We start from the raw sequence: 25616 nt of genomic DNA, 5'->3' as shown, positions 1-25616 counted from the left end.
CGAATCCAACAGAGGGAGACGATCCATGAAGAACACGATGCGCGTGATGCTTGCCGCTTCGCTGGTGCTGGGCTTCACCGCCTGCAAGAAGGAAGAGGCCGCCCCGGTCGCCGAGGCGCAGCAGGCGCTGGTCGCGCCGGCCAAGGACGACGACGCCGGCTGGCGCAAGTACCTGCAGGCCGTGGCCGTGCAGAACATGGGCAACATCACCAACAACCCGTTCCTGTACTACCTGGTGCCGGAGTCCGATCCGGAGTTCGCCGCCAAGTACGAGCGCCAGGTCGAGAGCGCCACCGCCGCCATCGGCCGCGGCGTGTCGCCGGGCAACATGCTGGCCTTCGGTTCCTCGGCCTCGTCGAAGATGGCCGACCTGATCGAGACCGCGTTCAAGGGCGTGCAGGCCGATTCGATGAAGGGCGTGCGCGTGGTGTACATCGGCGATGCCGCCGACAACGCCCGCGTGCAGACCATCGTGCAGCCGACCGGCGCCGACTACATCTTCGTCGAAGCCAAGTGATGCAATGGCGCGGGGCCGCGCTGCGCGGCCCCGCGGTTGCCATTGCGCCACGACCGGACATACGTCCGTTGAAGAACACTCCCCGCGAAGGCGGGAGTCGCTTTCGAAGGCCCGGCCGCGGCCGGCACGGAAGCGGGAGCAGTCGGGCAGCCATTGGGCTGTTGCAAGGCACTTCCGCCTGCGCGGGAACGGTGGTTGAAGCATGTCTCTGAAAATCAATGAGCTCTGCGTCAACTGCGACGTCTGCGAGCCCGCCTGCCCGAACAAGGCCATCTCGATGGGCGAGACGATCTACGTGATCGACCCGGCCCGCTGCACCGAATGCGTCGGCCATTTCGACGAGCCGCAATGCGTGGTGGTATGCCCGGTCGAATGCATCGACCCGGACCCAGACATTCCCGAGAGCCACGACCAGTTGCTGGCCAAGCTGCATGCGCTGCAGCGCGACCATCCCGAACTGTACGAACCGGAGACCCCCTCGGCATGAAACGTTTCGCGCGTTCCTTCCTGTTGTTTGCGCTGCTGGCACCGGCGGCATGGGCAGCGGAGACACCGCAGCAGGCGCCCGCCCGGGCGCTGGCCGCGCACCCCGACGGCGCGGCGATCGCCAGCGGCCACGAACTGGCGACCAAGGCCGGCATGGAGATCCTGGCCAGGGGCGGCAATGCGTTCGATGCCGCGGTGGCGGTGTCGTCCACGCTGGCGGTGGTCGAGCCGATCAGCTCGGGCCTGGGCGGCGGCGGCCTGTTCATGCTGCACGACGCGCGCACCGGCAAGGACGTGATGCTCGACGCGCGCGAGACCTCGCCGGCCTCGGCCACGCCGGAGCGTTTCCTCGATAAAAACGGCGAGCTGGACCGCGACCGCTCGGTCAACGGCCCGTGGTCGGCCGGCATCCCCGGTCTGCCGGCGCTGCTGGTGCAGCTCGCGCGCGAACATGGCCGCCTGCCGCTGTCCGAATCGCTGGCCCCGGCCATCCGTATCGCCACCGACGGTTTCCCGGTGTATGCGCGCATGGCGCGCGGCTATGCCTCGCGGCGCGAGGTGATGGAGCGCTACCCCGGCACGCGCGAGGTCTACCTGCGCAACGGCCGGCCCATCGCCGAGGGCGACATCTTCAAGCAGCCGGAACTGGCGCATACCCTGCGGCTGCTGGCCGACAGGGGCTTCGACGGCTTCTACCGCGGCGAGACCGCCCGCAAGCTGCTGGCCGGGGTGAAGAAGGCCGGCGGCCAGTGGACCGCCGAGGAACTGGCCGGCTACACGGTCAAGGCGCGCGAGCCGATCGTGTTCGATTACCGCGGCTGGAAGATCACCACCGCGCCGCCGCCGTCCTCCGGCGGCATCGCGCTGGCCTCCATGCTGCAGATCCTGGAAGGCTGGGACCTGGCCAAACTGGACGACGCGCACCGCACCCACCTGGTGGTGGAAGCGATGCGCCGCGCCTACCGCGACCGCACCTTCTTCCTGGGCGATCCGGATTTCGTGCAGATCCCGCAGAAGGTGCTGACCAGCCGCGACTACGCCCAGGGCCTGCGTGCCACCATCCACCCGGAAAAGGCCACCCCGAGCGACCTGCTGTCGGGCAACCCGACGCCGCTGGAAGACGACGAGACCACGCATTTCTCGATCATCGACAACGAGGGCAACCGCGTCGGCGGCACCCAGACGGTGAACCTGCTGTACGGCTCGGGCTTCATCCCGGCCGGCACCGGCGTGCTGCTCAACAACGAGATGGACGACTTCGCGCTCAAGCCGGGCACGCCGAACGCGTTTGGCGTGATGGGCTACGAGGCCAACGCGCCGAAGCCGGGCAAGCGCATGCTCAGCTCGATGACGCCGACCTTCATGGAAAACGGCGAGAAGGTGATCGTGATCGGCACGCCGGGCGGCAGCCGCATCATCACCATGGTGCTGCTGGGCATCCTCGGCTACGACGCCGGGCTGGGCGCGCAGCAGGTCGCGGCGCTGCCGCGCTACCACCACCAGTGGCTGCCGGACGAGATCTCGGCCGAGAGCGGCGCGTTCACCCCTGAAGTGGCGCGCCAGCTGCAGGCCATGGGCCACAAGGTCGACCTGCCGGGCGACAGCGCCGAGGGCGGGCGCGGTTCCAGCCACGTCTGGGGCAACCTGCAGACGGTGGAATGGGACCGCCGCAGCAACACCCTCAGCGGCGGCAGCGACCCGCGCAACCCGGTGGGCAGCGCCGAAGTGCGCAAGATGGGCAAGGGCGACTGAGCCTGGCCGCCACCACGGCCTCCTGCCCGCGGACCCCGCCTTCATGGCGGGGTTCCGCGTTTTCGGACCGGGCGCCGGAAACGCCGCGCGCCTTGCGAATATTTAACGCGGCGACGGTAGAATTTTTCATATGAAACTATGGTCGATCCGTGGCAACAGCCAGAAGCTGGACGGTGGGGCGATGTTCGGCAACGCGCCCAAGGCCGTGTGGGAAAAATGGACGCCGGCCGATGAGCTCAACCGCATCGAGCTGGCCTGCCGGGCGCTGCTGGCCAGCCCGCTCGGCGGCAAGACGGTGCTGTTCGAGACCGGCATCGGCGCGTTCTTCGAGCCGAAGCTGCGCGAGCGCTACGGCGTGCAGGAGCCGCGCCACATCCTGATCGATTCGCTGCGCGAGGCCGGTTTCGAGCACGAGGACATCGACGTGGTGGTGCTCAGCCACCTGCACTTCGACCATGCCGGCGGCCTGCTGGCGCCGTGGTCGGAAGGGCGCGCGCCGGAGCTGCTGTTCCCCAACGCGACCTTCGTGGTCGGCGCCGCGCACTGGGAGCGCGCGCGCCATCCGCATCCGCGCGACCGCGCCAGCTTCATCCCGGAACTGCCGGGCCTGCTTGAAGCCAGCGGCCGCCTGGAAATCGTGTCGGGCGAACACTCGCGGGCGCTGGGCGATTCGGTGCGTTTCAGCTTCAGCGACGGGCATACGCCGGGGCTGATGCTGGCCGAGATCGTCGGCCCCGAGCGCATCGATGGCCAGCCGCATGGCGGCCTGGTGTTCTGCGCCGACCTGATCCCCGGCCGTTCCTGGGTGCACGTGCCGATCACCATGGGCTACGACCGCAACGCCGAGCTGCTGATCGACGAGAAGCGCGCCTTCCTCGAGGACAAGCTCGCCCGCAACGTGCATCTGTTCTTCACCCACGACCCGCAGTGCGCGATGGCGCAGGTGACGCGCGACGAGAAGGGCCGGTTCGGCGTCACCCACGAAGTCGCCGAGCTGCGCGCGCGCCTGCTGGCCGCATGAAAAAGTGACTTCCGGCACCCCGCGCGGGTGACCGCCGGCTCCTGCCGGCGGCGGCCGCGTCGCGGACACTGGTCCCGTCTTCCAACGCGGGATCTGGCATGAAAAACAACGAGACGACGGTTTTCCAGGGCGGAACTTCGCGAAAGGAGGCGCCGTGCGCCATGCACAGGCGCTCTTTCCTGCGGGGGTTGTTCGCCCTGGCGCTGGCGTCGCTGGCCGTTGCCCAGCACGCCTTCGCCGCGCCCAGCGCCACGGTGCCGCTGCAGGTATCGCCCGAACGCGCCACCACACTGGCCATCTGGGAACCGGCGCAGGCGCGCGGCGTGGTGCTGTTCTCCAGCGGGCATGGCGCCTGGCCGGAGCGCTACGAGCGCCTGCTGCAGACCTGGGCCGACGCCGGTTTCGTGGTGCTGGCGCCGCTGCACGTGGATTCGGTCCGGTATCCGGAACGGGAAAAGTTCTCGCTGCAGCAGGGCTTCGGCGAGCGCCTGGCCGACATGCGCGCGACCAGCGCCTATGCGCGTGCGCGCTGGCCGGGCCTGCCGATGGCGGCGGCCGGGCACAGTCTTGGCACGCTGATCTCGGCGGTGCAGGGCGGGGCTCTGGCCGGGCTCGGGCCGCTGCGCGATCCCGGCGTGGTGGCGGTGCTGGGCTACTCCTCGCCGGGCCGGATTCCGGGGCTGATCGGGCCGGATTCCTATGCGTCGCTGGCGGTTCCGCTGCTGCTGGTGACCGGTGACGAGGACCTCGTGCCGGGTTTCGTCACCGACCCGGCCGACCACCTGTACCCGGTGCAGACCGCGCCGGCCGGCGACAGGCAGGCGGTGGTGCTGGCCGGCGGCGGGCACAACCTGATCGGCGGCGAGCCGGAAGCGCTGTTCGAGCGCGCCCGGCAACTGGGCACCGCCTTCCTGCAGGCCGAACTGCTGGGCGATGCGCGCGCGCGGCAGCTGCTCGATGCGCCGCCGCCGGCTGGCGAACGCCGGGTGAGCCGCTGAGCGCACACCGCTGCCGGCGCGGAGCGGATCGCCATCGATCCGCGGCGCTTCTTCCGCCAACGGCGTGATCGGCGATCCGCGGCGAAACGATCGACAGCGGGTGGGCGTGGTGCCGCTCAGTGCATCCGCGTACCGAAGATGCGGTCGCCGGCATCGCCCAGGCCGGGCAGGATGTAGCCCCGCTCGTTGAGCCGCTCGTCGATGGCCGCGGTATAGATCTCCACGTCCGGGTGCGCGGCCTCGACCGCGCGCAGGCCCTCGGGCGCGGCGACCAGGAAGATGCCCTTGATGCGGCGTGCGCCGGCGCGCTTGAGCATGTCGATGGTGGCCACCAGGGTGCCGCCGGTGGCCAGCATGGGGTCCAGGATCAGCGCGTCGCGTTCTTCCAGGCGGCCGGTCAGGCGCTCGAAGTAGGGCACCGGCTGCAGGGTTTCCTCGTCGCGCTGCAGGCCGACCACGCTCACGCGCGCGGCCGGGATCAGCGACAGCACGCCGTTGAGCATGCCCAGCCCGGCGCGCAGGATCGGCACCAGGGTGATCTTGGCGCCGGCGATGCGCTGCGCCGTGACCGGGCCGGCCCAGCCGTCCATGGTGCAGGGTTCGGTTTCCAGGTCGGCGGTGGCTTCGTAGGCGAGCAGGCTGCCCAGCTCGTCGGTCAGCTCGCGGAACTCCTTGGTGCTGAGCGAGGCCTGTCGCATCAGGCCGATCTTGTGCTGCACCAGCGGGTGGCGTACTTCGACGATCTTCATGGGCGGACGTGCAAAGAGGAGAGGCCCGCATTCTGCCGGATCACCGGGCCGAACCCCAAGCCGGGCGGGTCCGGGTTGGAGAAAACCGTGCGCGCATGTCACGGCCATGCAATCTTGCGGACATACCGTGCAGACCCATTCTTAACAGGAATGGGGCTTCCCAGTGCATATCAAGACTCCGTTGGCCGTTGCCATCACCCTGACCCTGGCGATGGGCGCCGCGGCACCCCGGCAGGCGGCCGCGCAGCCGGCGCTCGCCGCTGCCGGCACCGCGACGGCCGACGCGATCGATCTGGACCGCGTCGAAGTGCGCGCCCAGCTCGAATCGCAGGTCCGCGCGGTCGATCTCAAGCGCAGCAGTGATGCCATCGAGGACGCGGTGTCCTCCGATGCCCTGGGCCAGTACCCGGACAAGAACGTGGCCGAATCGCTGCAGCGCCTGCCCGGCGTCAGCGTGACCCGCGACCAGGGCGAGGGCCGGTTCGTGGTCATCCGCGGCCTGGATGCCAACCTCAACAGCGTCAGCGTGGATGGCATCGCCGTGGGTACTCCGGAAGATTCCAGCCGCGCGGCGCCGCTGGACGTGATTCCCTCCGACTCCACCGAGCGCCTGCGCGTGGTCAAATCGCCGACGCCGGACATGCCCGGTGATGCCATCGGCGGTGCCGTGCTGGTGGAGTCGGCCTCGGCCTTCGACCGCGAGGGCCGCAGCCTGCGCGGCAAGATCGAGGGCAGCCACCAGCAGCTGTCCGGCCACACCAGCCCCAAGGCCGCCTTCAACTACAGCGAAGTGTTCAACGACACCTTCGGCGTGGCCGTCGGCGTGAACTACCAGAAGCGCAAGTTCGAGTCGGACAACACCGAGGTGGAGTACGACGGCGAGGACGACGCCGCGCCTGGCGATGTCACCGCGATCAACCTGCAGCACCGCAAGTACGAGATCGAGCGCAGGCGCATCGGCGCCAACCTCAACCTCGACTGGCGTCCGGACGAGGACAACAGGTACTACCTGCGCACGCTGTACAGCCAGTTCGACGATGCCGAGACCCGGCAGCGCGTGATCTTCAACTTCGACGACGCGGACATGGTCAGCACCGGCACCGACCAGTACCGCCTGGACGACATGCCCGGCGATGCCATCGACAAGCGCATGCGCTACCGCACCAAGAAGGAAAACACCTTCGCGGCCAGCCTGGGTGGCGAGAACCGGCTGACCAAGGCGGTGGTCGACTACAGGGTCGGCTATACCCGCACCGAAGAGCGGGTGAACGATGAAATGGAGGCGCGTTTCAAGCTGGATGGCGCCGATTTCAACGGCACGCTGGACCAGCGCGGCCGCCTGCCGGCCTACAGCTTCGACAACCCGCAGTGGCTGGACAACGGCAACTACGCCTTCGATCGTTTCGTGATCTCGCCCAAGCAGGTCAACGACAAGGAACACAGCGCGCAGGTGAACGTGCGCTTCGACGGCGACGGCAGCAGCATCAAGTTCGGCCTGCTGGGCCGCTGGCGCGACCGCGACGTGAATGTCGACGAGCGCGAGCTGCGCGTCGGCCCGAAGGTGGCGCTGTCGGACTGGACCACCGGCTCGCCCGACCACCGCCACGGCAACATGGGCGATGGCATGGATTCGGATGCGATGCGCGATTACTGGGCGGCCAACGGCGGCCAGTACGGCGCCCGCCCGCAGGATGTGGGCGACAACGCGATGACCTCGCTGGAAGAGGACTACGTGGCCAGCGAGGACATCTTCGCCAGCTACGCCATGGGTACCTGGGACGTGGGCGCGCTGCGCATCATCGGCGGCGTGCGCGTGGAGAACACCCGCTTCAGGGCGGTCGGCAACCAGGTCGACGTGGCGGCCAACGGCCGCAGCTTCACCGTCACCCCGCGCATGGCCAGCAGCAGCTACACCAATGTCCTGCCGGGCCTGCACCTGCGCTACGACGCGGCCGATGACTGGGTGCTGCGCGCCTCGGCCAACAAGACCGTCTCGCGCCCGTCCTTCGGCGACATTTCCCCGCGCGTGGGTTACAGCCGCGGCGACGAGGAGGTGCGCCTGGGCAACCCGGAACTGGATCCGTACGAATCGAACAACATCGACCTGTCGGTGGAGAAATACATCGGCAGCACCGGCATCGTTTCGCTCGGCCTGTTCCACAAGTCCATCGACGGCTACATCGTGGAAACCGTGCGCAGCAACGATCCGGCCCATGGCGGCTTCGACGTGACCCAGCCGATCAACGGCAAAAAGGCCACCGTGCGGGGTGCCGAGTTCAACTGGCAGCAGCAGCTGGCGTTCCTGCCGGCAGGCCTGGATGGCCTGCTGGTCGGCTCCAGCGGCACCTGGCTGGATACCGAGTTCGATGCCGGCATCGAGGAGCGCGCCGGCGAGGACTTCATGCTGCCGCGCGCTTCCAGGCACGTCTACAGCGCGCACCTGGGCTATGAGAAGCATGGCCTGAGCACGCGCCTTGCGGCGGTGTACCGCAGCGAATATCTGGACAGCATCGGCAAGGGCCGTGCCTTCGATATCTACGTGGCGCCGCATACCCAGCTCGACTTCTCGCTGGACTACCGGTTCAGCCCGCGGGTGAGCATGTACTTCGAAGCGCAGAACCTGCTGGACAAGCCGCTGGAGCTGTACCAGGGCACCCGCTCGCGAACCCTGCAGCTGGAAGAGTATGGCCGCACCTACGCCGTCGGCCTGAAGGTGGCCCTGTGATGGGGCGTGGCATGACCCTGCTGACGGCCGCGATGGCCGCCTGCCTGGCCGCCGGCTGCATGCCGGCGGCCAGGCAGGGCGACGCCGGCTCCGGTGCGGCCAGGCAGGCCACAGATGCACCGAGGGCGGTGGCGACCGTTGCCGAGGCCTTCCTGACCCCGATGACGCCGGACGACAACATCGATTCGCCGGCTGCCTGGCAGGCAGCGAACGGCAAGACCTGGCTGATCGCCACCGCCAAGGCCACCGACAAGCTGGTGGTGTATGACGGCAGCACGGGCCAGCACCTGCGCGACGTCGGCAGCACGGGCACTGCCCTGGGCCAGCTCGACCGTCCCAACGGCATCGCGGTGGTCGACGACCTGCTGTGGATCGTCGAGCGCGACAACCACCGCGTGCAGGTGCTGGCCCTGCCGGAGTTCAGGCCGCTGGCCACGTTCGCGGCGGAGGACCTGCGCAAGCCCTATGGCCTGTGGGTGGACCGCCGTGCCGACGGCTACAGTGTCTACGTCACCGATTCCTGGGACGATGGCGAGGACGCGCAGGGCAACGACATCCTGCCGCCGCTGGCCGAGCTGGACAGGCGCGTGCGCCGGTACCACGTCACCCGCGACGGCGCGAAGGTCGAGGCGAAACTCGTGGCCAGCATCGGCGACACGAGCGAAGCCGGTGCCCTGCGCGTGGTCGAATCGATCTGGGGGGATCCGGCCAACGACCGCCTGCTGATCGCCGAGGAGGATGAAAGCTACGCCAGCGAATTCAAGGTCTACACGCTGGCCGGCCGCTTTACCGGCACCACCTTCGGCCGCGATGTGTTCAAGGCGCAGGCCGAAGGCGTCAGCCTGCGCACCTGCGGCAAGGGCGGCTGGTGGATCACCACCGAACAGGGCAAGCAGCGCAGCGTGTTCCACCTGTTCGACCGGCATACGCTGAAGCCGGTGGGGGCGTTCCAGGGCAATACGGTGGCCAATACCGACGGCATCTGGATGATGCAGCAGCCCAGCGCGCGTTTCCCGCACGGCGCGCTGTATGCGGTGCATGACGACCAGGGTGCGGTGGCGTTCGACTGGGAGAGCATCGCCAGGCAGCTGGCCCTGCCGCTGGAGTGTGGCGCATGAGCGGGCAGGGCGTGATGCGCAGGCTGGCGCTGGGCCTGCTGCTGGCGCTGCCGTCGATCGCGCCGGCGGCGGCAGAACCGAACACCCAGGTGCCGCCCGGCAGCCGCCACTACGCGGCGACGACGGTGCCGGACCGCATCGTCGCCTCGCCCGCGGCCGATCCCGCCCACGGTTTCGCCGTGGCCTGGCGTACCGATGGCAGCGTGCAGGCGCCGCTGCTGGAGATCGCCCCGGCCGGGGACTCACCGGCCATCGAGGGCATCCGCCAGGTGCGCGCGACCACCCGGGCACTGCAGACCGAAAACGGCCTCTCGCACCATCATCGCGCCGACGTCGACGGCCTGCAGCCGGACACCCTGTACGTCTACCGCGTGCAGGGCAATGGCAGCTGGAGCGCGTGGAACCAGCTGCGCACGCTGGCCGCGGCCGACCAGCCGCTGACCCTGCTGTACTTCGGCGATACCCAGAACAAGAACGCCAGCCACGTCAGCCGCGTGGTGCGCGCCGCGCAGAAGGCGGCGCCGGAGGCGCGCATCAGCCTGTTCGCCGGCGACCTGGTCAGCGGTGGCGACGGCATGGACGACAGCGAGTGGGGCGAGTGGTTCGCCGCGACGGGCTGGCTGGCGCAGGAGACCCTGGTGGCGCCGGCGATCGGCAACCACGAGTACTTCGAGGAATTCGAGGACACCCCGCAGGAGCGGCGCGTGCTGGGCCGGCACTGGCCGGTGACGTTCGCGTTGCCGGGCAACGGTGCCGCCGCCGCGCGGCAGACCAGCTACTGGTTCGATGCGCAGGGCGTGCGCGTGGCGGTGCTCGACGGCACCTCGGCGCTGGACCTGGGCACGGCCACGGCGCAGGCGCAGTGGCTGGACCAGGTGCTGGCCGGCAACCCGCAGCCGTGGACCATCGTGCTGCTGCACCAGCCGTTCTACTCGCCGCGCGAGGGGCGCGAGAACACCGCGCTGCGCGAGGTGCTGTTGCCGGTGGTGCATCGCCACAAGGTGGACCTGGTGCTGCAGGGGCATGACCACACCTATGGCCGCCGTGGCGAAGGGCAGGCGGCGACGCCGCAGTACGTGGTGTCCGTGGCAGGGCCGAAGCAGTACCGGCTCTCCGATGAAGCGCGCAGGACCATGGCCCCGGTGGCCGAGGACACCCAGCTGTTCCAGGTGCTGGACATCGACCCCCGGCGCCTCCGCTACGAAGCGCGCACCGTGACCGGGCGCCTGTACGACGCCTTCGAGCTGCGCCGCGATGCCGAGGGGCGCAAGGAACTCCGGGAGCTTGTCGAAGGGCGCATCGCCCCCCGTGACTGCCCGCGCGCGCAGACCGCCAAGGGCCGCGCCGACCGCTGCTGGGAATGAGGACGCACCGATGACCAGACACCGCCGCATCGTTCCGCTGGCCGCCATCGGCGCGTCCCTGCTGCTGCTGGCCAGTGCCGCGGCCGCCACCGATGCCGTGCTGCATCCCTTCCTGGCCGCCCAGCCGGCGCAGGCCCCGCAGGAGGTCAACCTGGCGGTGGAGATCCCGGCCGGCAGCTTCACCAAGTACGAGATCAAGGAAGACGGCCTGGTGCACGTGGATCGCTTCCAGTCGATGCCGGTGGCCTATCCGGCCAACTACGGCTCGATGCCGCGCACGCTGGCCGGCGACAACGATCCGCTGGATGCGCTGGTGCTGACCCGCGAACCGCTGCACCCCGGGGTGATCGTGCGCTTCCGCCCGATCGGCTACCTGAAGATGATCGACGACGGCGAGCACGACGAGAAGGTGATCGGGGTGCCGACCGACAAGGTCGACCCGACCTATGCGCGCATCCGCGACCTGGCCGACCTGCCGGAGCTCGAGCGGCAGCGGATCGAGGCCTTCTTCCGCGTCTACAAGGACCTGCCGCAGGGCCGCAACCCGGTGCAGCTCAACGGCTGGGGCAACGCGGCCGAAGCCCGGGAGCTGATCAGCGAGGCGATGCAGCGTTACGGCAAATAGCCTCAGCAGGCGCGGCTGGCCGGCTCGTCCGCCGTCGCCGCCCGTGCTGGCCGGCATGGCCGCCTTGCCGGGCGCGGTGGGCCGCAGCCTGTTGCTGGAGCAGCCGATGCGGCAGCGACGGCCATCAATCTTCGGCGCGCCCATGGATGCGGGCGGCAGCGCGGCCACCTATACTCGCCGCGACCGCGCGCCGGCCGGCGCGCACCGACATGCCTGCCGCCCATGGACCGATGGCAAGCGCCATCGATGGGCGGAGGCGCCGGACAGGCGTCGCAGCGATGCGGGGCCAACCACCAGGGAGGAACGACATGCGCGCAGGCAGGATCAGGATCGTGACAGGGACAGCGCTGCTGCTGGCGGCCATGGCGGGGAGCGCGCTGGCGCAGCAGCCACCGCTGGAGGAGGAGCAGGTCAATCCTTCCGAGGTCGTGTTCGAGAACGGCCGCCCGTACGTGTACGCCGACGGCGCGATGCAGGCGCTGCGCACGCGCCAGCAGGATGGGGAGACCATTTACTACCGCATGGTCCGCTACGACCCGCAGGAAGGCTATGTGACCGGTGGCGAGGGCGCGGCCGTGGCGAGCGCCGCCGTGCAGCCGTTCGCCGCGCCGCGGACGCCGATGCGCTACCACGGCGCGGGCCATTTCTACCGCCCGGATTTCTACAACAGCCCGTACAACCGCGACGCGCGCCAGCGCTATTCGGGGCCGGGCTATTTCGGCAGCTGCAGCCGCTACGACGGCTGCAAGGAAGTGCACGTGGTGCCGCTGTGGCCGTACGGCCGCGGCTACTGAGGCCAGCGGCGGTACGTGCGCAAACGGCGGCCCTGGGCCGCCGTTTGCGTTGCCGGCATCGCCGGCTTCAGGCGCTGAGCGCTTCGAGCACCCGCAGTTCCGGTATCTCCAGCCCGCGCTGGCAGTACGCCGGCTCGCTGTCGATCCGGTGCTTGGCGTTGGGGCACTGCAGCAGCATGTAATTGGCGTCCAGGTTGAGCTTCTCCACCAGGAAATCGACGAAGGCGCGCACCTTGGGCGAGACCATGCCGCCACCGGCGAACACCGCGCTGAAGTCGTAGTCCGGGCCGGTCCAGCCGGCCAGCACGCGGCGCAGCATGCCCGATTCGATGAAGGGCTTGGCCATCACGTCGCTGCTCAGCATCAGCCCTTCGCCGGCCACCAGCATCGAGTTCAGGGCCGCGGTGTCGTTGGCGACCAGCAGCGGATTGACCGGGAATTCCTGCATCTGCCCGCCGTCCTCGGCCAGCGACCAGACGAAGCGGTTGTTCTGGCTCTGGTGCTGTTTGCGCACCGCCAGCGTGCGGTGGTACTGCAGCTCCTGCGGGTGGCGCGGTTCGCCATGGCGCTGGATGTAGGCGGGGCTGGCGAAGACCTGGGTGCGCAGGCTGCCGAGCTTGCGCGCGATCAGGTTGGAGTCGGGCAGGGTGCCGATGCGCAGCGCCAGGTCGGTTTCGCCGGAGATCAGGTCCAGCATCTCGTTGCCCAGGTGCATGTCCACGCGGATTTCCGGGTACTGCGCCTGGAACTGGCCGAGCAGGGGCGCGATCCAGTTGATGCCCACCGAGTACGGCACGGTGAAGCGCAGCCAGCCGCGCGGCCCGGACTGCAGCTGGCTGACCGCGCTCTCGGCCTGTTCGAGCTCGCGGGCGATGCGCTGGCAGTGCTCGTAATAGACCGAGCCGGCCTCGGTCAGCCCCAGCCGGCGCGTGGTCCGGTGCAGCAGGCGCGCGCCGAGCCGTTCCTCCAGCTCCTGCACCTTGCGGCTGACCGTGGTCTTGGGCTGCCCGAGCAGGCGTGCGGCGGCGGTGAAACTGCCCTGTTCGACCACCTTGACGAAGATCAGCGTGTCGTTGAGATCGTTGGCCATGGGAGAGGTTCCTTCGGCAGCGGGATTGTGCCGGCGACGGGACGATTATTCCCTTCAATTCGTACTAATCAAGTATGGATTAGAGGCGTAACTTGGCGGCCTCCGCCCAGAACGGACCTGCAGCCATGCGCCTGCGCCACCTTCCCGCCTTCCAGCCGACGCGCCGCCTGCCGGCGTTTTCCACGGTCGACCGCCGCGCCTGGCGGGACAACGGCTTGAATCCACTGCACTTGCCCGCGTTGCGCGATGCGCGCGCGCCGGCGACGACGGGGGGATTCGCCGCCGCATTCGCCCGCCTGGCCGCCGGCCCCAGCACCGAGTTTGTCCCGCCTGCGGGAGAAAAATTTCCGTGAGCGGGACAGTAAACCTGCCGCCGCGGCCCGCCGCAGGGCGCGCTGCGCCCGTTTCCGCGCGGATGCGCGCGCCCGGCGCCCGCTTCTTCCGACTGCTGACAGCGGCTGTCAGCAGTCCCTCCGCACACTGCTGGACGCACCCGGCACCGGCCCGGACCGCGACCGCCACGCACCTCTTCCCCCTACTGGATGCATGACATGAAAGGTATCTCCACTCCCTCCCGAATCGCGCGACGGCTTGCCCTGACCGGCATGTCGGCGCTTGCCATCGCCATCCTCGCCGCGTGCAGCGGCGGCCACGCGCAGGAAGCCGCGGCGCCGCCGGCCCCGGAAGTCAGCGCCGCGCCGGTGCTGGTCAGGCAGGTCAGCCAGTGGGACGAGTTCAGCGGCCGCGTCGAAGCGGTGCAGAGCGTGGAACTGCGCCCGCGCGTGTCCGGCTACATCGACAAGGTCAACTACACCGAAGGCCAGGAAGTGAAGAAGGGCGACGTGCTGTTCACCATCGACGCGCGCAGCTACCAGGCCGAGTACGACCGCGCCCGCGCCGAACTGGCCCGCGCCCGCACCCAGGCCGCGCTGGCGCACAGCGAATCCGAGCGCGCGCGCCGCCTGGCCGAGCAGCAGGCCATCGCCGCCGAGACCGCCGAACAGCGCCGCGCCGCCGCCGAGCAGGCCGGCGCCGCGGTGCAGGCCGCGCAGGCGGCGCTGGACGCGGCCCGCCTCAACCTGGAGTTCACCCGGGTGCGCGCGCCCATCGACGGCCGCGCCGGCCGCGCCATGGTCACCGCCGGCAACCTGGTCACCGCCGGCGACAGCGCCAGCGTGTTGACCACCCTGGTGTCGCTGGACACCGTGCACGTGTACTTCGACGCCGACGAAGGCACCTTCCTGCGTTACGCGCGGATGGCGCGCACCGGCGAGCGCCCGAGCGAACGCGACCAGGCGCTGCCGGTGAAAGTGGCGCTGAGCGGCGAAGAGGGTTTCCCGCACGAAGGCAAGGTCGACTTCCTCGACAACCAGGTGGCGCGCAGCACCGGCACCATCCGCGTGCGCGCGCTGCTGGACAACCGCGACCGCCAGTTCACGCCGGGCCTGTTCGCGCGCGTGCGGCTGCTCGGCAGCGGCGAGTTCGACGCGCTGCTGATCGACGACAAGGCGGTGCTGACCGACCAGGACCGCAAGTACGTGTACGTGGTCGACAAGGACGGCAAGGCGCAGCGCCGCGATGTCGAACTCGGCCGCAGCGCCGAGGGCCTGCGCATCGTCGAGGCCGGGCTGGCGCCGGGCGACAGGGTGATCGTCGACGGCGTGCAGAAGGTGTTCATGCCGGGCATGCCGGTGCAGGCCAGGGCGGTGGCGATGCAGCGCGCGCCGGCCGTGGCCGCTGCCGGCGGCCGCGCTGCCACCGCGCTGAACTGAGCCACGTTTCCGCCTGACGCCGGCCACGGGCCGGCCGCCTGGCCTTCGCCCGCACGGGCGAGGGCGGGGCGGCTGCTTGCCGGCGCCGGCCATTCCAAGGACTTTGCCAATGGATTTTTCCCGTTTCTTCATCGACAGGCCGATCTTCGCGGCGGTGCTGTCGATCGTGATCTTCGCCGCCGGCCTGATCTCCATTCCGATCCTGCCGGTCGGCGAGTACCCGGAAGTGGTGCCGCCGTCGGTGGTGGTGCGCACGGTGTATCCGGGCGCCAACCCCAAGGTCATCGCCGAGACCGTCGCCACGCCGCTTGAAGAGGCGATCAACGGCGTGGAAGGCATGATGTACCTCAAGTCGGTGGCCGGCTCGGACGGCGTGCTGCAGATGACCGTCACCTTCCGCCCGGGCACCGACCCGGACGCGGCGGCGGTGAAGGTGCAGAACCGCGTGGCGCAGGCGCAGGCGCGCCTGCCCGAGGACGTGCGCCGGCAGGGCGTGACCACGCAGAAGCAGTCGCCGACCTTCCTGATGGTGGTGCACCTGACCTCGCCGGGCGGCAAGTACGACACCCTGTACCTGCGCAACTACGCGCGCCTGCACGTGAAGGACGCGCTGGCGCGCATCCCGGGCGTGGGCGATGCGCAGGTCTTCGGCGGCGGCGACTACGCCATGCGCGCCTGGCTGGACCCGGACAAGGTGGCCTCGCGCGGCCTGACCGCCGGCGACGTGGTGCGCGCCATGCGCGAGCAGAACGTGCAGGTCTCGGCCGGCCAGCTCGGCGCCGAGCCGCTGCCCAACAGCCAGTTCCTGACCCTGATCAACGCCCAGGGCCGCCTGCGCAGCGAGCAGGAATTCGGCGACATCGTGCTCAAGAGCGGCGCCGACGGCGAGATCGTGCGCCTGTCCGACGTGGCCCGCCTGGAGCTGGGCGCCGGCGATTACACCCTGCGCTCGCAGCTGGACGGCAAGAACGCGGTGGGCATCGGCATCTTCCAGGCGCCGGGCGCCAACGCACTGGAAATCCGCGACGCGGTCATCGGCAGCATGGACGAAATGCAGAAGACCTTCCCGGCCGACGTGAAGTACGAGGCGGTGTACGACACCACCATCTTCGTGCGCGATTCGATCAAGGCCGTGGTCTCCACCCTGCTGGAAGCCATCGCCCTGGTGGTGCTGGTGGTGATCCTGTTCCTGCAGACCTGGCGCGCCTCGATCATCCCGCTGATCGCGGTGCCGGTGTCGGTGGTGGGCACCTTCGCCGCGCTGTACCTGCTGGGCTTCTCGATCAATACGCTGAGCCTGTTCGGCCTGGTGCTGGCGATCGGCATCGTGGTCGACGACGCGATCGTGGTGGTGGAGAACGTCGAGCGCAACATCGAGGAAGGCCTGTCGCCGACCGCGGCCGCGCACCAGGCGATGAAGGAAGTGTCCGGGCCGATCATCGCCATCGCCCTGGTGCTGTGCGCGGTGTTCGTGCCGATGGCCTTCCTGTCCGGCGTCACCGGCCAGTTCTACAAGCAGTTCGCGGTGACCATCGCCATCTCCACGGTGATCTCGGCGATCAACTCGCTGACCCTGTCGCCGGCGCTGGCCGCGCGCCTGCTCAAGGCCCACGGCGCGCCCAAGGACGGCCCCAGCCGCCTGATCGAGCGCCTGTTCGGCTGGGTGTTCCGCCCGTTCAACCGCTTCTTCAAGTCCAGCTCGGAGAAGTACGAGCGTGGCGTGGCGAAGATCCTCGGCCGCCGCGGCGCGGTGTTCGTGGTCTACGCGCTGCTGCTGTTCGGCACCGGCGTGATCTTCAAGCTGGTGCCGCCGGGCTTCATCCCGACCCAGGACAAGCTGTACCTGATCGCGGGCGTGAAGCTGCCGGAAGGTTCGTCGATCGCACGTACCGATGAAATGCTGCGCAAGGTGGCGAAGATCGCCCAGGAAACCGACGGCGTGGCCCACACCATCTCGTTCCCGGGTCTGAACGCGCTGCAGTTCACCAACACCCCGAACACCGGCGTGGCCTTCATTCCGCTCAAGCCGTTCAGCGAGCGTCATGGCCGCACCGCGGCGCAGATCAACGCCGAGATCAACCAGAAGATCGCCGGCCTGCAGGAGGGCTTCGCCTTCGCGATGATGCCGCCGCCGATCCTCGGGCTGGGCAACGGCAATGGCTACCAGATGTTCATCGAGGACCGCGGCAACCTGGGCTACGGCGCGCTGCAGAACGCGGTGCAGGCGATGCAGGGCACGGTGGCGCAGACGCCGGGCATGGCCTTCCCGATCACCAGCTACCAGGCCAACGTGCCGCAGCTGGATGCGGAAGTGGACCGTGTGAAAGCGAAGGCGCAGGGCGTGCAGCTGACCGAGCTGTTCGACACCCTGCAGACCTACCTGGGCTCGGCCTACGTCAACGATTTCAACCAGTTCGGCCGCACCTGGCAGGTGATCGCGCAGGCCGACGGCCCGTTCCGCGAGAGCGTGGAGGACATCGCCAAGCTGCGCACCCGCAACGACCGCGGCGAGATGGTGCCGATCGGCTCGATGGTCACGATCAAGGAAACCTACGGTCCCGACCCGGTGCTGCGCTTCAACGGCTACCCGGCGGCCGACCTGGCCGGCGAGGCCGACCCGCGCGTGCTGTCCTCGGCCGAGGCGATGAACCGGCTGACCGAGATCGCCGGCAAGGTGCTGCCGGTGGGCATGACCACCGAATGGACCGACCTGAGCTACCAGCAGGCCACCCAGGGCAAGGCCGCCTTCATCGTATTCCCGGTGGCGATCCTGCTCGCCTTCCTGGTGCTGGCCGCGCTGTACGAGAGCTGGTCGCTGCCGCTGGCGGTGATCCTGATCGTGCCGATGACCCTGCTGTCGGCGCTGTTCGGGGTGTGGCTGACCGGCGGCGACAACAACGTGTTCGTGCAGGTGGGCCTGGTGGTGCTGATGGGCCTGGCGTGCAAGAACGCGATCCTGATCGTCGAGTTCGCCAGAGAGCTGGAGATGGGCGGCAAGGGCATCGTCGACGCCGCGCTGGAAGCCTGCCGCCTGCGCCTGCGCCCGATCGTGATGACCTCCATCGCCTTCATCGCCGGCACCGTGCCGCTGGTGCTGTCGCACGGCGCGGGCGCCGAGGTGCGCTCGGTGACCGGCATCACCGTGTTCGCCGGCATGCTCGGCGTGACCCTGTTCGGTCTGTTCCTGACGCCGGTGTTCTACGTGGCCCTGCGCAAGCTGGTTACCCGCAATGGCGGCGGCCAGCTGGTGCAGCACGGCGAACCGACCCTCCACCATTGATATGGAACCCGCCGCCGGTCACTGGCCGGCGGCCGCTTCCCCCACAGACAAGGCATGCCTCCATGAACACCCATCAGAACAAGATCGCGCTGGTGACCGGCGCCACCCGCGGCATCGGCCTGGAAACCGTGCGCCAGCTGGCCCAGGCCGGCGTGCACACGCTGCTGGCCGGTCGCAAACGCGATACAGCCGTGGAGCTGGCACTCAGGCTGCAGGCCGAAGGCCTGCCGGTCGAAGCCCTGCAACTGGACGTGACCGACGCTGCCAGCATCGCCGAAGCGGTCGAGCAGGTGCGCCAGCGTCACGGCCGCCTCGACATCCTGGTCAACAATGCCGGCATCATGATCGAGAACCCGGCGCAGGCGCCGTCGGAGCAGACGCTCGACACCTGGAAGCGCACCTTCGACACCAACGTCCATGCGCTGGTGGCGGTGACCCAGGCGTTCCTGCCGCTGATCAGGCAGGCCAGGTCCGGGCGCATCGTCAATGTGTCCAGCATGCTCGGCTCGCAGACCCTGCACGCGGATCCGTCATCGGGCATCTACGACTTCAAGATCCCGGCCTACAACGCCTCCAAGGCCGCGGTGAACAGCTGGACCCTGAGCCTGGCCTGGGAGCTGCGCAATACGCCGATCAAGGTCAACACCGTGCATCCGGGTTACGTGAAGACCGACATGAACGGCGGCAACGGCGAGATCGAAGTCAGCGAAGGCGCCCGTTCCAGCGTGGAAATGGCGCTGATCGGTGAATCCGGTGCCAGCGGCAGCTTCACCTACCTGGGCGAGGTGCTGCCATGGTGAGGCACGCCCTGGCCGCGGCGCTGCCGGCCCTGCTGCTGGCCGGCTGCGTCACCGTCGGCCCGGATTACCATGCGCCGGCGCAGGCGCCGGTGGCGCTGCAGGGCGCGGCCGCGCCGGTGTACAGCGCGCAGGCGCCGGTGGCCAGCTGGTGGGCGCAGTTCGACGACCCGGTGCTCGAGCAGCTGATGCACGCGGCCTTGTCGGACAACCTCGACCTGAAGGTGGCGCTGGCGCGCGTGCAGCAGGCGCGCGCGGTGTTCGTCGAAAGCCGGCTGGACCAGGCGCCGCACGTCACCGCGGCCGGCAGCCAGGACCGGCGCCGACAGCCCGACCCGATGCAGGGCGGCGCGCGCGTCTCCAGCGAGACCTGGCAGCTCGGCTTCGACGCCGGCTGGGAGCTGGACCTGTTCGGCCGCCAGCGCCGTGCCGCCGAGGCCGCGCGCGCGGACCTGGACGCGGAATGGGCCAACCTGGTCGATGCGCAGGTGCTGGTGGCCGCCGAAGTGGCGCGCAATTATTTCGAGCTGCGCGGCACGCAGAAGCGCATCGCCGTGGCCGAACGCACCCTGCTCAACCTGCGCGACACGCAGGCGTTGACCGAGACGCGCTGGCAACTGGGCGCGGGCAGCGAGCTCGACGTGCAGAGCAGCCGCGCGCGGCTGAAGGCGATCGAGGCCGATATCCCGCTGCTGGAAATGGCGCAGACGCAATCGCGGCACCGGCTGGCGGTCCTGCTGGGGCAGCGCCCGGGCGCGCTGGACGCGCTGCTGCAGCCGCGCGAGGTGCCGGCCTTCGCCAGGGCGCTGCCGCTGGGCGACACCACCGAGCTGCTGCGGCGGCGCGCCGACGTGCGTGCCGCCGAGCGCCGCCTGGCCGCGGCCACCGCGCGGGTGGGCGTGGCCACGGCCGACCTGTTCCCGCGGCTGTCGCTGAGCGGTTTCGTCGGCTTCCTCGGCGGCGATGCCAGCGGCCTGGTCAATGGCGCCAACAAGGCCTGGTCGCTGACGCCGTCGCTGAGCTGGGCGACGTTCGACTTCGGCAGCGTGCGCGCGCGGCTGCGCGCCAGCCGCGCGCAGGCCGACGGCGTGGCGGCCGAGTACGAGAAGACGGTGCTGTTGGCGCTGGAGGATGCCGAGAACGCGCTGGCGCGCTATGCCAGGCAGCAGGCGCGGCTGGCGATCGTCGCCGAACAGGCGCAGGCGGCGCGGCGCGCCGAGTCGCTGGCGCAGATCCGCTACCGCGAAGGCTCGGAGGACTTCCTCGCGCTGCTGGACGCGCAGCGCAACCAGCTGGCGGCCGACGACGCGCTGGCCGCCGCCGAGGCCACGGTCAACGTCAGCGTGGTCGGCGTCTACAAGGCCCTGGGCGGCTGGGGGCAGGCGTCGGCCTCGGCGCCCTCGGTCGCGGTGGTGGATGTGCGCTGAGGCCCGAGGGCAGGGCGGGGCGCGCCCCGCCTGCTTTCCAGATGAAAGAGGCGGCCACCTGGCCGCCTCTTTCCGTTCACCCTGCCTGCCGCCGCCGGATCAGGCCGCGTCGGCCTGCTCGCGGCGCGGGCCTTCGGCCAGCGCGCGGCCGACCATGTCCACCAGCAGGTCCAGTTCGGCCTCGTCCATGCCGAAGTGCGGGGTGAAGCGCAGCGAGTTCTCGCCGCCGTGGATCACGTTGACGCCGTGCATGCGCAGCCATTCCTCGGTGGAGTTGGCGCCGTAGCACTTGAACTGCGGGGCCAGCTCGCAGGAGAACAGCAGGCCGGTGCCCTGCACCTTGGTGATCAGGCCGCCCAGCTTCGCCTTGAGCGCTTCCAGCTTCTGCACCGCCTGCCCGCCGCGTTCGCGGATGTTGCGGCGCACCTCCGGGGTCAGGCGGGCGAGGGTGGCGCAGGCCACGTCCAGCGCGCGCGGGTTGGTGGTCATGGTGTTGCCGTACACGCCCTTGCGGTACAGGTGGGCGGCGTGCTCGGTGACGGCCAGCACCGACAGCGGGAACTGCGCGCCGTTCAGCGCCTTGGAATAGGTCTCCATGTCCGGCGGGTCCAGGGTTTCATAGCCCGGGTAGTCGACGAAGGACAGGGTGCCATGCGCGCGCAGCGCGGCCTGGATGGAGTCGATCAGCAGCAGGCTGCCGTGGGCGCGGGTCAGTTCGCGCGCCAGCCTGTAGAAGCTGGCCGGGACCGCGCGGCCGGGGTCGCCTTCGCCCATCACCGGCTCCAGGAACACCGCCTCGATGAACCAGTTGTGGGCCTTGGCGTCGTCGAACACCTTGCGCAGCGCCGCCTCGTCGTACGGGGCGATGGCGATCACGCTGTCCTCGCCGCGGTAGCTGGCCAGGTAGCGGTCGTAGGTCTTGCGGGTCGAATCCGAGTACAGCGCCGGGCGGTCGGTGCGGCCGTGGAAGCTGCCCTTGATGACCACGCGCTTGACCGTGGCGCCGGCGTGCGGGGCGCCCGGGTCGGTCTGCAGCTTGGCGTTGATGTCGGCGATGCGCGCGGCCAGGCCGACCGCCTCGGAGCCGGAGTTCAGGCACATGAAGTGCGAGAACGGACAGCCGCCGCGGGTGTGGCCGATCTCCTTGCGCAGCGCCTGCACGAAGCGGCGCTGGGACAGGCTGGGGGTCATGATGTTGGCCATCACCTGCGGCTTGGCCGCGGCGGCCAGCACGTCGGCCGGGGTGTGGCCGAAGCCGAGCATGCCGTAGCCGCCGGCGTCGTACAGCACCGCGCCCTTGAGCGAGACTACCCACGGGCCGCAGGCGGCCAGGGCGATGTAGGGCACCACCGCATCGTCGGCGTAGAAATTGACGAAGCCGGACTGCATCGCGGCGATCTGGTCCTTCTCGTCCAGGTCCAGCAGGTCGGCGACCTCGTCCTTGATGCGGTCGTATTCGCTGGCGGCCGCGGCGATGGCGCCGGACAGGTCGGGATGGGCAGCGGCCAGGCGTTCGATGGCGGCATCGTCCAGCCCCGTGGTCAGACGGGTGCCGGCGTGCGCGCGGAGCGCGGCGAGGGGGCCGAGTACGGTCATGCTCATCTCCAGAAAGGTCTTGTATAGCCATTATCTGGAGATTCTGGTCATATGGCAGCTGTCATTCCGTCGAAAATCGGGTTAATTTCGTCGAATCGACGAATCCGGCCCGCAATGTGAAGATTTCTCCCGCCGACGAACGCCTGCTGTCCGTGCTGCGCGAGGACGCCCGCGCCTCCACCGCGCAGATCGCGCGCCGGCTCGGCCTGTCGCGCACCACCGTGCAGAGCCGCATCGACCGGCTCGAGCAGCAGGGGGTGATCGCCGGCTACACCGTGCGCACCCACGAGGACTACGAGCAGGGCCAGGTGCGCGCGCACGTGCTGATCACCGTGTCGCCGCGCAGGATGCCGGCCGTGGTCAAGGCGCTGCGCGAGATCCCGGAGGTGCGCAGCCTGCATTCGGTCAGCGGCGCCCACGACCTGGTGGCGATGGTGGTGGTGGGCGGGGTGGGCGAGATGGACGTGGTCACCGACGCCATCGGCGTGATCGACGGGGTCGAACGCACCACCAGCGCCATCATCCTCTCGACCAAGTTCGAGCGCTGAGCATCCACCTCCCGTAGGAGCGGCTTCAGCCGCGATGGGGCTTTGCCGGGAAGGCCCCATTCGCGGCTGAAGCCGCTCCTACGGGGGCGTGCGCGGGTGCCGGTACAATGGCCGGCTCCCACGTTCGATGCCGCGGCCTTGAAGAAGTCCGATTTCCACTACGACCTGCCCGAGGAACTGATCGCCCAGGCGCCGCTGGCCGAGCGTTCCGCCAGCCGCCTGCTGGTGGTGCCGCCGGCGCCGGCCGCCTACGACGACCGCCACGTGCGCGACCTGCCGGACCTGCTGCAGCCCGGCGACCTGCTGGTGTTCAACGACACCCGGGTGATCCCGGCGCGGCTGTTCGGGCAGAAGGCCACCGGCGGCCGGGTCGAGATCCTGATCGAGCGCCTGCTCGGCGGCCAGCAGGCGCGCGCGCAGATCGGCGCCAGCAAGTCGCCCAGGCCCGGCAGCCGCATCCAGCTCGACGCCGGCGGCGAGGCCGAGGTGCTCGGCCGCGACGGCGAGTTCTACGTGCTGCGCTTCGACATCCCCGAGCCGCTGGAATCCTGGCTGGTGCACGAAGGCCGGCTGCCGCTGCCGCCGTACATCCACCGCGAGCCCGGCGCCGACGACCGCGAGCGTTACCAGACGGTGTTCGCGCGCCAGGTCGGCGCGGTGGCCGCACCGACCGCGGGCCTGCATTTCGACGAGGCGCTGCTGGAGCGCCTGCGCGGACGCGGTGTGCGCTTCGGCCACATCACCCTGCACGTCGGCGCCGGCACCTTCCAGCCGGTGCGGGTGGACGACCTGTCCCAGCACGTGATGCACCGCGAATGGCTCAACGTCGGCGCCGAGCTGGTGCAGCAGGTGCGCCAGACCCGCGCCGCCGGCGGCCGCGTGATCGGCGTCGGCACCACCGTGGTGCGGGCGCTGGAGAGCGCGATGCGCGAGGGTGAGCTGCAGCCATTCGCCGGCGAGACGCAGATCTTCATCACCCCGGGCTACCGCATCCGCAGCGTCGATGCCATGGTCACCAACTTCCACCTGCCGGAAAGCACCCTGCTGATGATGATCTCAGCCTTCGCCGGCAAGGAGCGGGTGTTCGACGCCTACGCGCACGCCATCGCCGCGCGCTACCGGTTCTTCAGCTACGGCGACGCCATGCTGCTGTTCCCGCAGCCCGGCGCCTGATCCGCCTTTCCTGCGCCGCCGTCGCCGATCCGCGACAATGCGCGGCAGACCGACCGAAACACTTCCATGTCCAGACTGCAGTTCACCCTCCAGACCACCGACGGCAACGCGCGCCGCGGCCAGCTGTCCTTCCCGCGCGGCACCGTGCAGACCCCGGCGTTCATGCCGGTGGGCACCTACGGCTCGGTGAAGGGCGTGCTGCCCGAACAGGTCCGCGCGCTCGGCGCCGAGATCATCCTCGGCAACACCTTCCACCTGTACCTGCGCCCGGGCCTGGACGTGATCGCCGACCACGGCGGCCTGCACGCCTTCTGCCGCTGGAACGGGCCGATCCTGACCGACTCCGGCGGCTTCCAGGTGTTCTCGCTGGCGCACCGCCGCAAGATCACCGAGCAGGGCGTCACCTTCGCCTCGCCGACCGACGGCGCCCGCGTGTTCCTGGGGCCGGAGGAGAGCATGAAGATCCAGAAAGTGCTCGATTCGGACATCGTGATGATCTTCGACGAATGCACGCCGTACCCGGCCACCGAGGACGTGGCGCGCCGCTCGATGGAGCTGAGCCTGCGCTGGGCGCGGCGCTCGCGCGATGCGCACGACGCGCTGGGCAACGACGCGGCGCTGTTCGGCATCGTCCAGGGCGGCGTGCACACCGGCCTGCGCAGCCGTTCGGCCGAAGGCCTGCAGCAGATCGGTTTCGACGGCTACGCCATCGGCGGGCTGGCGGTGGGCGAGCCCGAGCACGAGCGCAACGCCATGCTCGACCACATGCACCCGATCCTGCCGGCCGACCGCCCGCGCTACCTGATGGGCGTGGGCCGCCCGGAGGACCTGGTCGAGGGCGTGGCCCGCGGCGTGGACATGTTCGACTGCGTCATGCCTACCCGCAACGCGCGCAACGGCCATTACTTCACCTCGTCCGGCACGGTGCGCATCCGCAACGCCCGCTACGAGCGCGACATGGACACGATCGAACCGGGCTGCGGCTGCCATGCCTGCAGCAGCGGCTACACCCGTTCCTACCTGCGCCACCTGGACCGCTGCAACGAGATGCTGGCGCCGATGCTCGGTACCCTGCACAACCTGTACTACTACGAGAAGCTGATGGCCGACATGCGCGCGGCCATCGAGGCGGGAACCTTCGGGGCGTTCCGCGAGTCCTTCTATGCGGCGCGCGGGGCGGTGGCGCCGGCGCTGTAGGGCTCCAAGCCCCTCTCCGTGCGGGAAGGGGGGGCGAGGGTGCGGGCGAAGCCTCGTGGCGCCAGGCTGCACGAGGCTTCGCCCGTACCCTCATCCGCCCCTGCGGGGCACCTTCTCCCGGGGGGAGAAGGGGGCGGCGCCTTGCAATTGGACCGGCCCGTCCCTATGGCATACTTCCCCGCTTGAATCCGTTTCGCGCCGCCGGCCCCCGGGCTGGCGGCGCCCAACAGCAAAGGACACACGATGAACCCGATGGCTATCCTGCTTCCCGTCGCCCAGGCCGCTCCGGCCGCCCCGGGAATGGGCACCTTCCTGCTGCCGATCGCCCTGATCGCGGTCATGTACTTCCTGATGATCCGCCCGCAGATGAAGCGCCAGAAGGAACACAAGGCGATGCTGGAGAAGATCGCCAAGGGCGACGAGGTGCTGACCAACGGCGGCATCGCCGGCGTGGTGACCGACATCGGCGACAACTTCGTCACCGTCGAAGTGGCCGACAACGTCCGCATCCGCGTGCAGAAGGGCGCCATCGGCAACGTGCTGCCCAAGGGCACGCTGAAGTCCGCGGCCTGAGCCCGAGTTTCCCT

Annotated in this window: 22 protein-coding genes; 19 read left to right on the top strand and 3 right to left on the bottom strand. The window is 69.7% G+C overall.

What is annotated here, in order from left to right:
• Positions 1-25 precede the first annotated feature (25 nt).
• The 5 genes from AC06FP_RS05765 to AC06FP_RS05745 all read left to right on the top strand — a co-directional run bounded on the left by AC06FP_RS05765 (position 26) and on the right by AC06FP_RS05745 (position 4774).
• Entirely contained in the window at positions 26-517 is a 492-nt protein-coding gene (locus AC06FP_RS05765) for a hypothetical protein (protein ID WP_456119194.1), read from the top strand.
• A 202-nt stretch (positions 518-719) separates the two neighbouring features.
• A complete protein-coding gene (locus AC06FP_RS05760) occupies positions 720-1004 on the top strand; it encodes a YfhL family 4Fe-4S dicluster ferredoxin (RefSeq protein WP_456119195.1) in 285 nt (94 codons plus the stop codon).
• Positions 1001-2755, top strand: a complete 1755-nt coding sequence (ggt, locus tag AC06FP_RS05755) for a gamma-glutamyltransferase (protein WP_478074860.1) — start codon at positions 1001-1003, stop codon at positions 2753-2755. The genes AC06FP_RS05760 and ggt overlap by 4 nt, the downstream gene beginning before the upstream one ends.
• A gap of 130 nt (positions 2756-2885) precedes the next feature.
• Positions 2886-3776, top strand: a complete 891-nt coding sequence (locus AC06FP_RS05750) for an MBL fold metallo-hydrolase (RefSeq protein WP_478074859.1) — start codon at positions 2886-2888, stop codon at positions 3774-3776.
• A 161-nt stretch (positions 3777-3937) separates the two neighbouring features.
• Positions 3938-4774: an alpha/beta hydrolase family protein gene (locus AC06FP_RS05745; RefSeq protein ID WP_478074858.1), complete on the top strand. Its 837-nt coding sequence runs from the start codon at positions 3938-3940 to the stop codon at positions 4772-4774.
• A 116-nt stretch (positions 4775-4890) separates the two neighbouring features.
• Here the strand turns inward: AC06FP_RS05745 and upp are convergent, their stop codons facing one another.
• Positions 4891-5523, bottom strand: coding sequence for a uracil phosphoribosyltransferase (upp, locus tag AC06FP_RS05740; RefSeq protein WP_478074857.1), 633 nt, complete (start codon positions 5521-5523; stop codon positions 4891-4893).
• Between the two features lie 211 nt (positions 5524-5734).
• On the opposite strand from upp, the gene AC06FP_RS05735 reads away from it, so the two are divergent.
• From AC06FP_RS05735 to AC06FP_RS05715, 5 genes are all read left to right on the top strand, one after another.
• Complete coding sequence (locus AC06FP_RS05735; RefSeq protein WP_478075291.1) at positions 5735-8248, top strand: TonB-dependent receptor; 2514 nt, start codon at positions 5735-5737, stop codon at positions 8246-8248.
• Positions 8248-9366: a phytase gene (locus tag AC06FP_RS05730; RefSeq protein WP_478074856.1), complete on the top strand. Its 1119-nt coding sequence runs from the start codon at positions 8248-8250 to the stop codon at positions 9364-9366. Before AC06FP_RS05735 ends, AC06FP_RS05730 begins: the two co-directional genes overlap by 1 nt.
• Positions 9363-10730 carry a purple acid phosphatase family protein gene (locus AC06FP_RS05725; RefSeq protein WP_478074855.1) on the top strand — a complete coding sequence of 456 codons (1368 nt, stop codon included), beginning with the start codon at positions 9363-9365 and terminating at the stop codon, positions 10728-10730. The genes AC06FP_RS05730 and AC06FP_RS05725 overlap by 4 nt, the downstream gene beginning before the upstream one ends.
• A gap of 10 nt (positions 10731-10740) precedes the next feature.
• Positions 10741-11355, top strand: coding sequence for an inorganic diphosphatase (locus tag AC06FP_RS05720; RefSeq protein ID WP_478074854.1), 615 nt, complete (start codon positions 10741-10743; stop codon positions 11353-11355).
• A gap of 332 nt (positions 11356-11687) precedes the next feature.
• Positions 11688-12149 (top strand): hypothetical protein, encoded by a 462-nt coding sequence (locus AC06FP_RS05715; protein WP_478074853.1) that lies wholly within the window; start codon positions 11688-11690, stop codon positions 12147-12149.
• A 67-nt stretch (positions 12150-12216) separates the two neighbouring features.
• Here the strand turns inward: AC06FP_RS05715 and AC06FP_RS05710 are convergent, their stop codons facing one another.
• Positions 12217-13239, bottom strand: coding sequence for a LysR family transcriptional regulator (locus AC06FP_RS05710; protein WP_478074852.1), 1023 nt, complete (start codon positions 13237-13239; stop codon positions 12217-12219).
• Between the two features lie 125 nt (positions 13240-13364).
• Between AC06FP_RS05710 and AC06FP_RS05705 the strand changes: the two genes are divergently transcribed.
• The 5 genes from AC06FP_RS05705 to AC06FP_RS05685 all read left to right on the top strand — a co-directional run bounded on the left by AC06FP_RS05705 (position 13365) and on the right by AC06FP_RS05685 (position 20515).
• Entirely contained in the window at positions 13365-13592 is a 228-nt protein-coding gene (locus tag AC06FP_RS05705) for a hypothetical protein (protein ID WP_478074851.1), read from the top strand.
• A gap of 198 nt (positions 13593-13790) precedes the next feature.
• The gene (locus AC06FP_RS05700; RefSeq protein ID WP_478074850.1) at positions 13791-15011 is read left to right on the top strand and encodes an efflux RND transporter periplasmic adaptor subunit; all 1221 of its coding nucleotides are present in this window, start codon (positions 13791-13793) and stop codon (positions 15009-15011) included.
• 109 nt (positions 15012-15120) lie between these two features.
• A complete protein-coding gene (locus AC06FP_RS05695; RefSeq protein ID WP_478074849.1) occupies positions 15121-18291 on the top strand; it encodes an efflux RND transporter permease subunit in 3171 nt (1056 codons plus the stop codon).
• 62 nt (positions 18292-18353) lie between these two features.
• Positions 18354-19091, top strand: coding sequence for an SDR family oxidoreductase (locus AC06FP_RS05690; protein ID WP_478074848.1), 738 nt, complete (start codon positions 18354-18356; stop codon positions 19089-19091).
• The gene (locus AC06FP_RS05685) at positions 19085-20515 is read left to right on the top strand and encodes an efflux transporter outer membrane subunit (protein WP_478074847.1); all 1431 of its coding nucleotides are present in this window, start codon (positions 19085-19087) and stop codon (positions 20513-20515) included. Before AC06FP_RS05690 ends, AC06FP_RS05685 begins: the two co-directional genes overlap by 7 nt.
• Before the next feature lie 99 nt (positions 20516-20614).
• Here the strand turns inward: AC06FP_RS05685 and AC06FP_RS05680 are convergent, their stop codons facing one another.
• Complete coding sequence (locus tag AC06FP_RS05680) at positions 20615-22111, bottom strand: aminotransferase class III-fold pyridoxal phosphate-dependent enzyme (protein WP_478074846.1); 1497 nt, start codon at positions 22109-22111, stop codon at positions 20615-20617.
• 116 nt (positions 22112-22227) lie between these two features.
• On the opposite strand from AC06FP_RS05680, the gene AC06FP_RS05675 reads away from it, so the two are divergent.
• The 4 genes from AC06FP_RS05675 to yajC all read left to right on the top strand — a co-directional run bounded on the left by AC06FP_RS05675 (position 22228) and on the right by yajC (position 25602).
• A complete protein-coding gene (locus AC06FP_RS05675; RefSeq protein ID WP_456119211.1) occupies positions 22228-22659 on the top strand; it encodes an Lrp/AsnC family transcriptional regulator in 432 nt (143 codons plus the stop codon).
• A gap of 138 nt (positions 22660-22797) precedes the next feature.
• Positions 22798-23832 (top strand): tRNA preQ1(34) S-adenosylmethionine ribosyltransferase-isomerase QueA, encoded by a 1035-nt coding sequence (gene queA / locus AC06FP_RS05670; RefSeq protein ID WP_478074845.1) that lies wholly within the window; start codon positions 22798-22800, stop codon positions 23830-23832.
• A 66-nt stretch (positions 23833-23898) separates the two neighbouring features.
• A complete protein-coding gene (tgt, locus tag AC06FP_RS05665) occupies positions 23899-25029 on the top strand; it encodes a tRNA guanosine(34) transglycosylase Tgt (RefSeq protein WP_478074844.1) in 1131 nt (376 codons plus the stop codon).
• Positions 25030-25272: 243 nt separating this feature from the next.
• Positions 25273-25602 (top strand): preprotein translocase subunit YajC, encoded by a 330-nt coding sequence (gene yajC, locus AC06FP_RS05660; protein ID WP_433851412.1) that lies wholly within the window; start codon positions 25273-25275, stop codon positions 25600-25602.
• Positions 25603-25616 lie beyond the last annotated feature (14 nt).

The organism is Stenotrophomonas sp. Steno-Z2, from assembly GCF_056393235.1.
The sequence above is the reverse complement of the archived record's forward strand: the minus strand, read 5'-3'. Positions and strand labels throughout refer to the sequence as shown.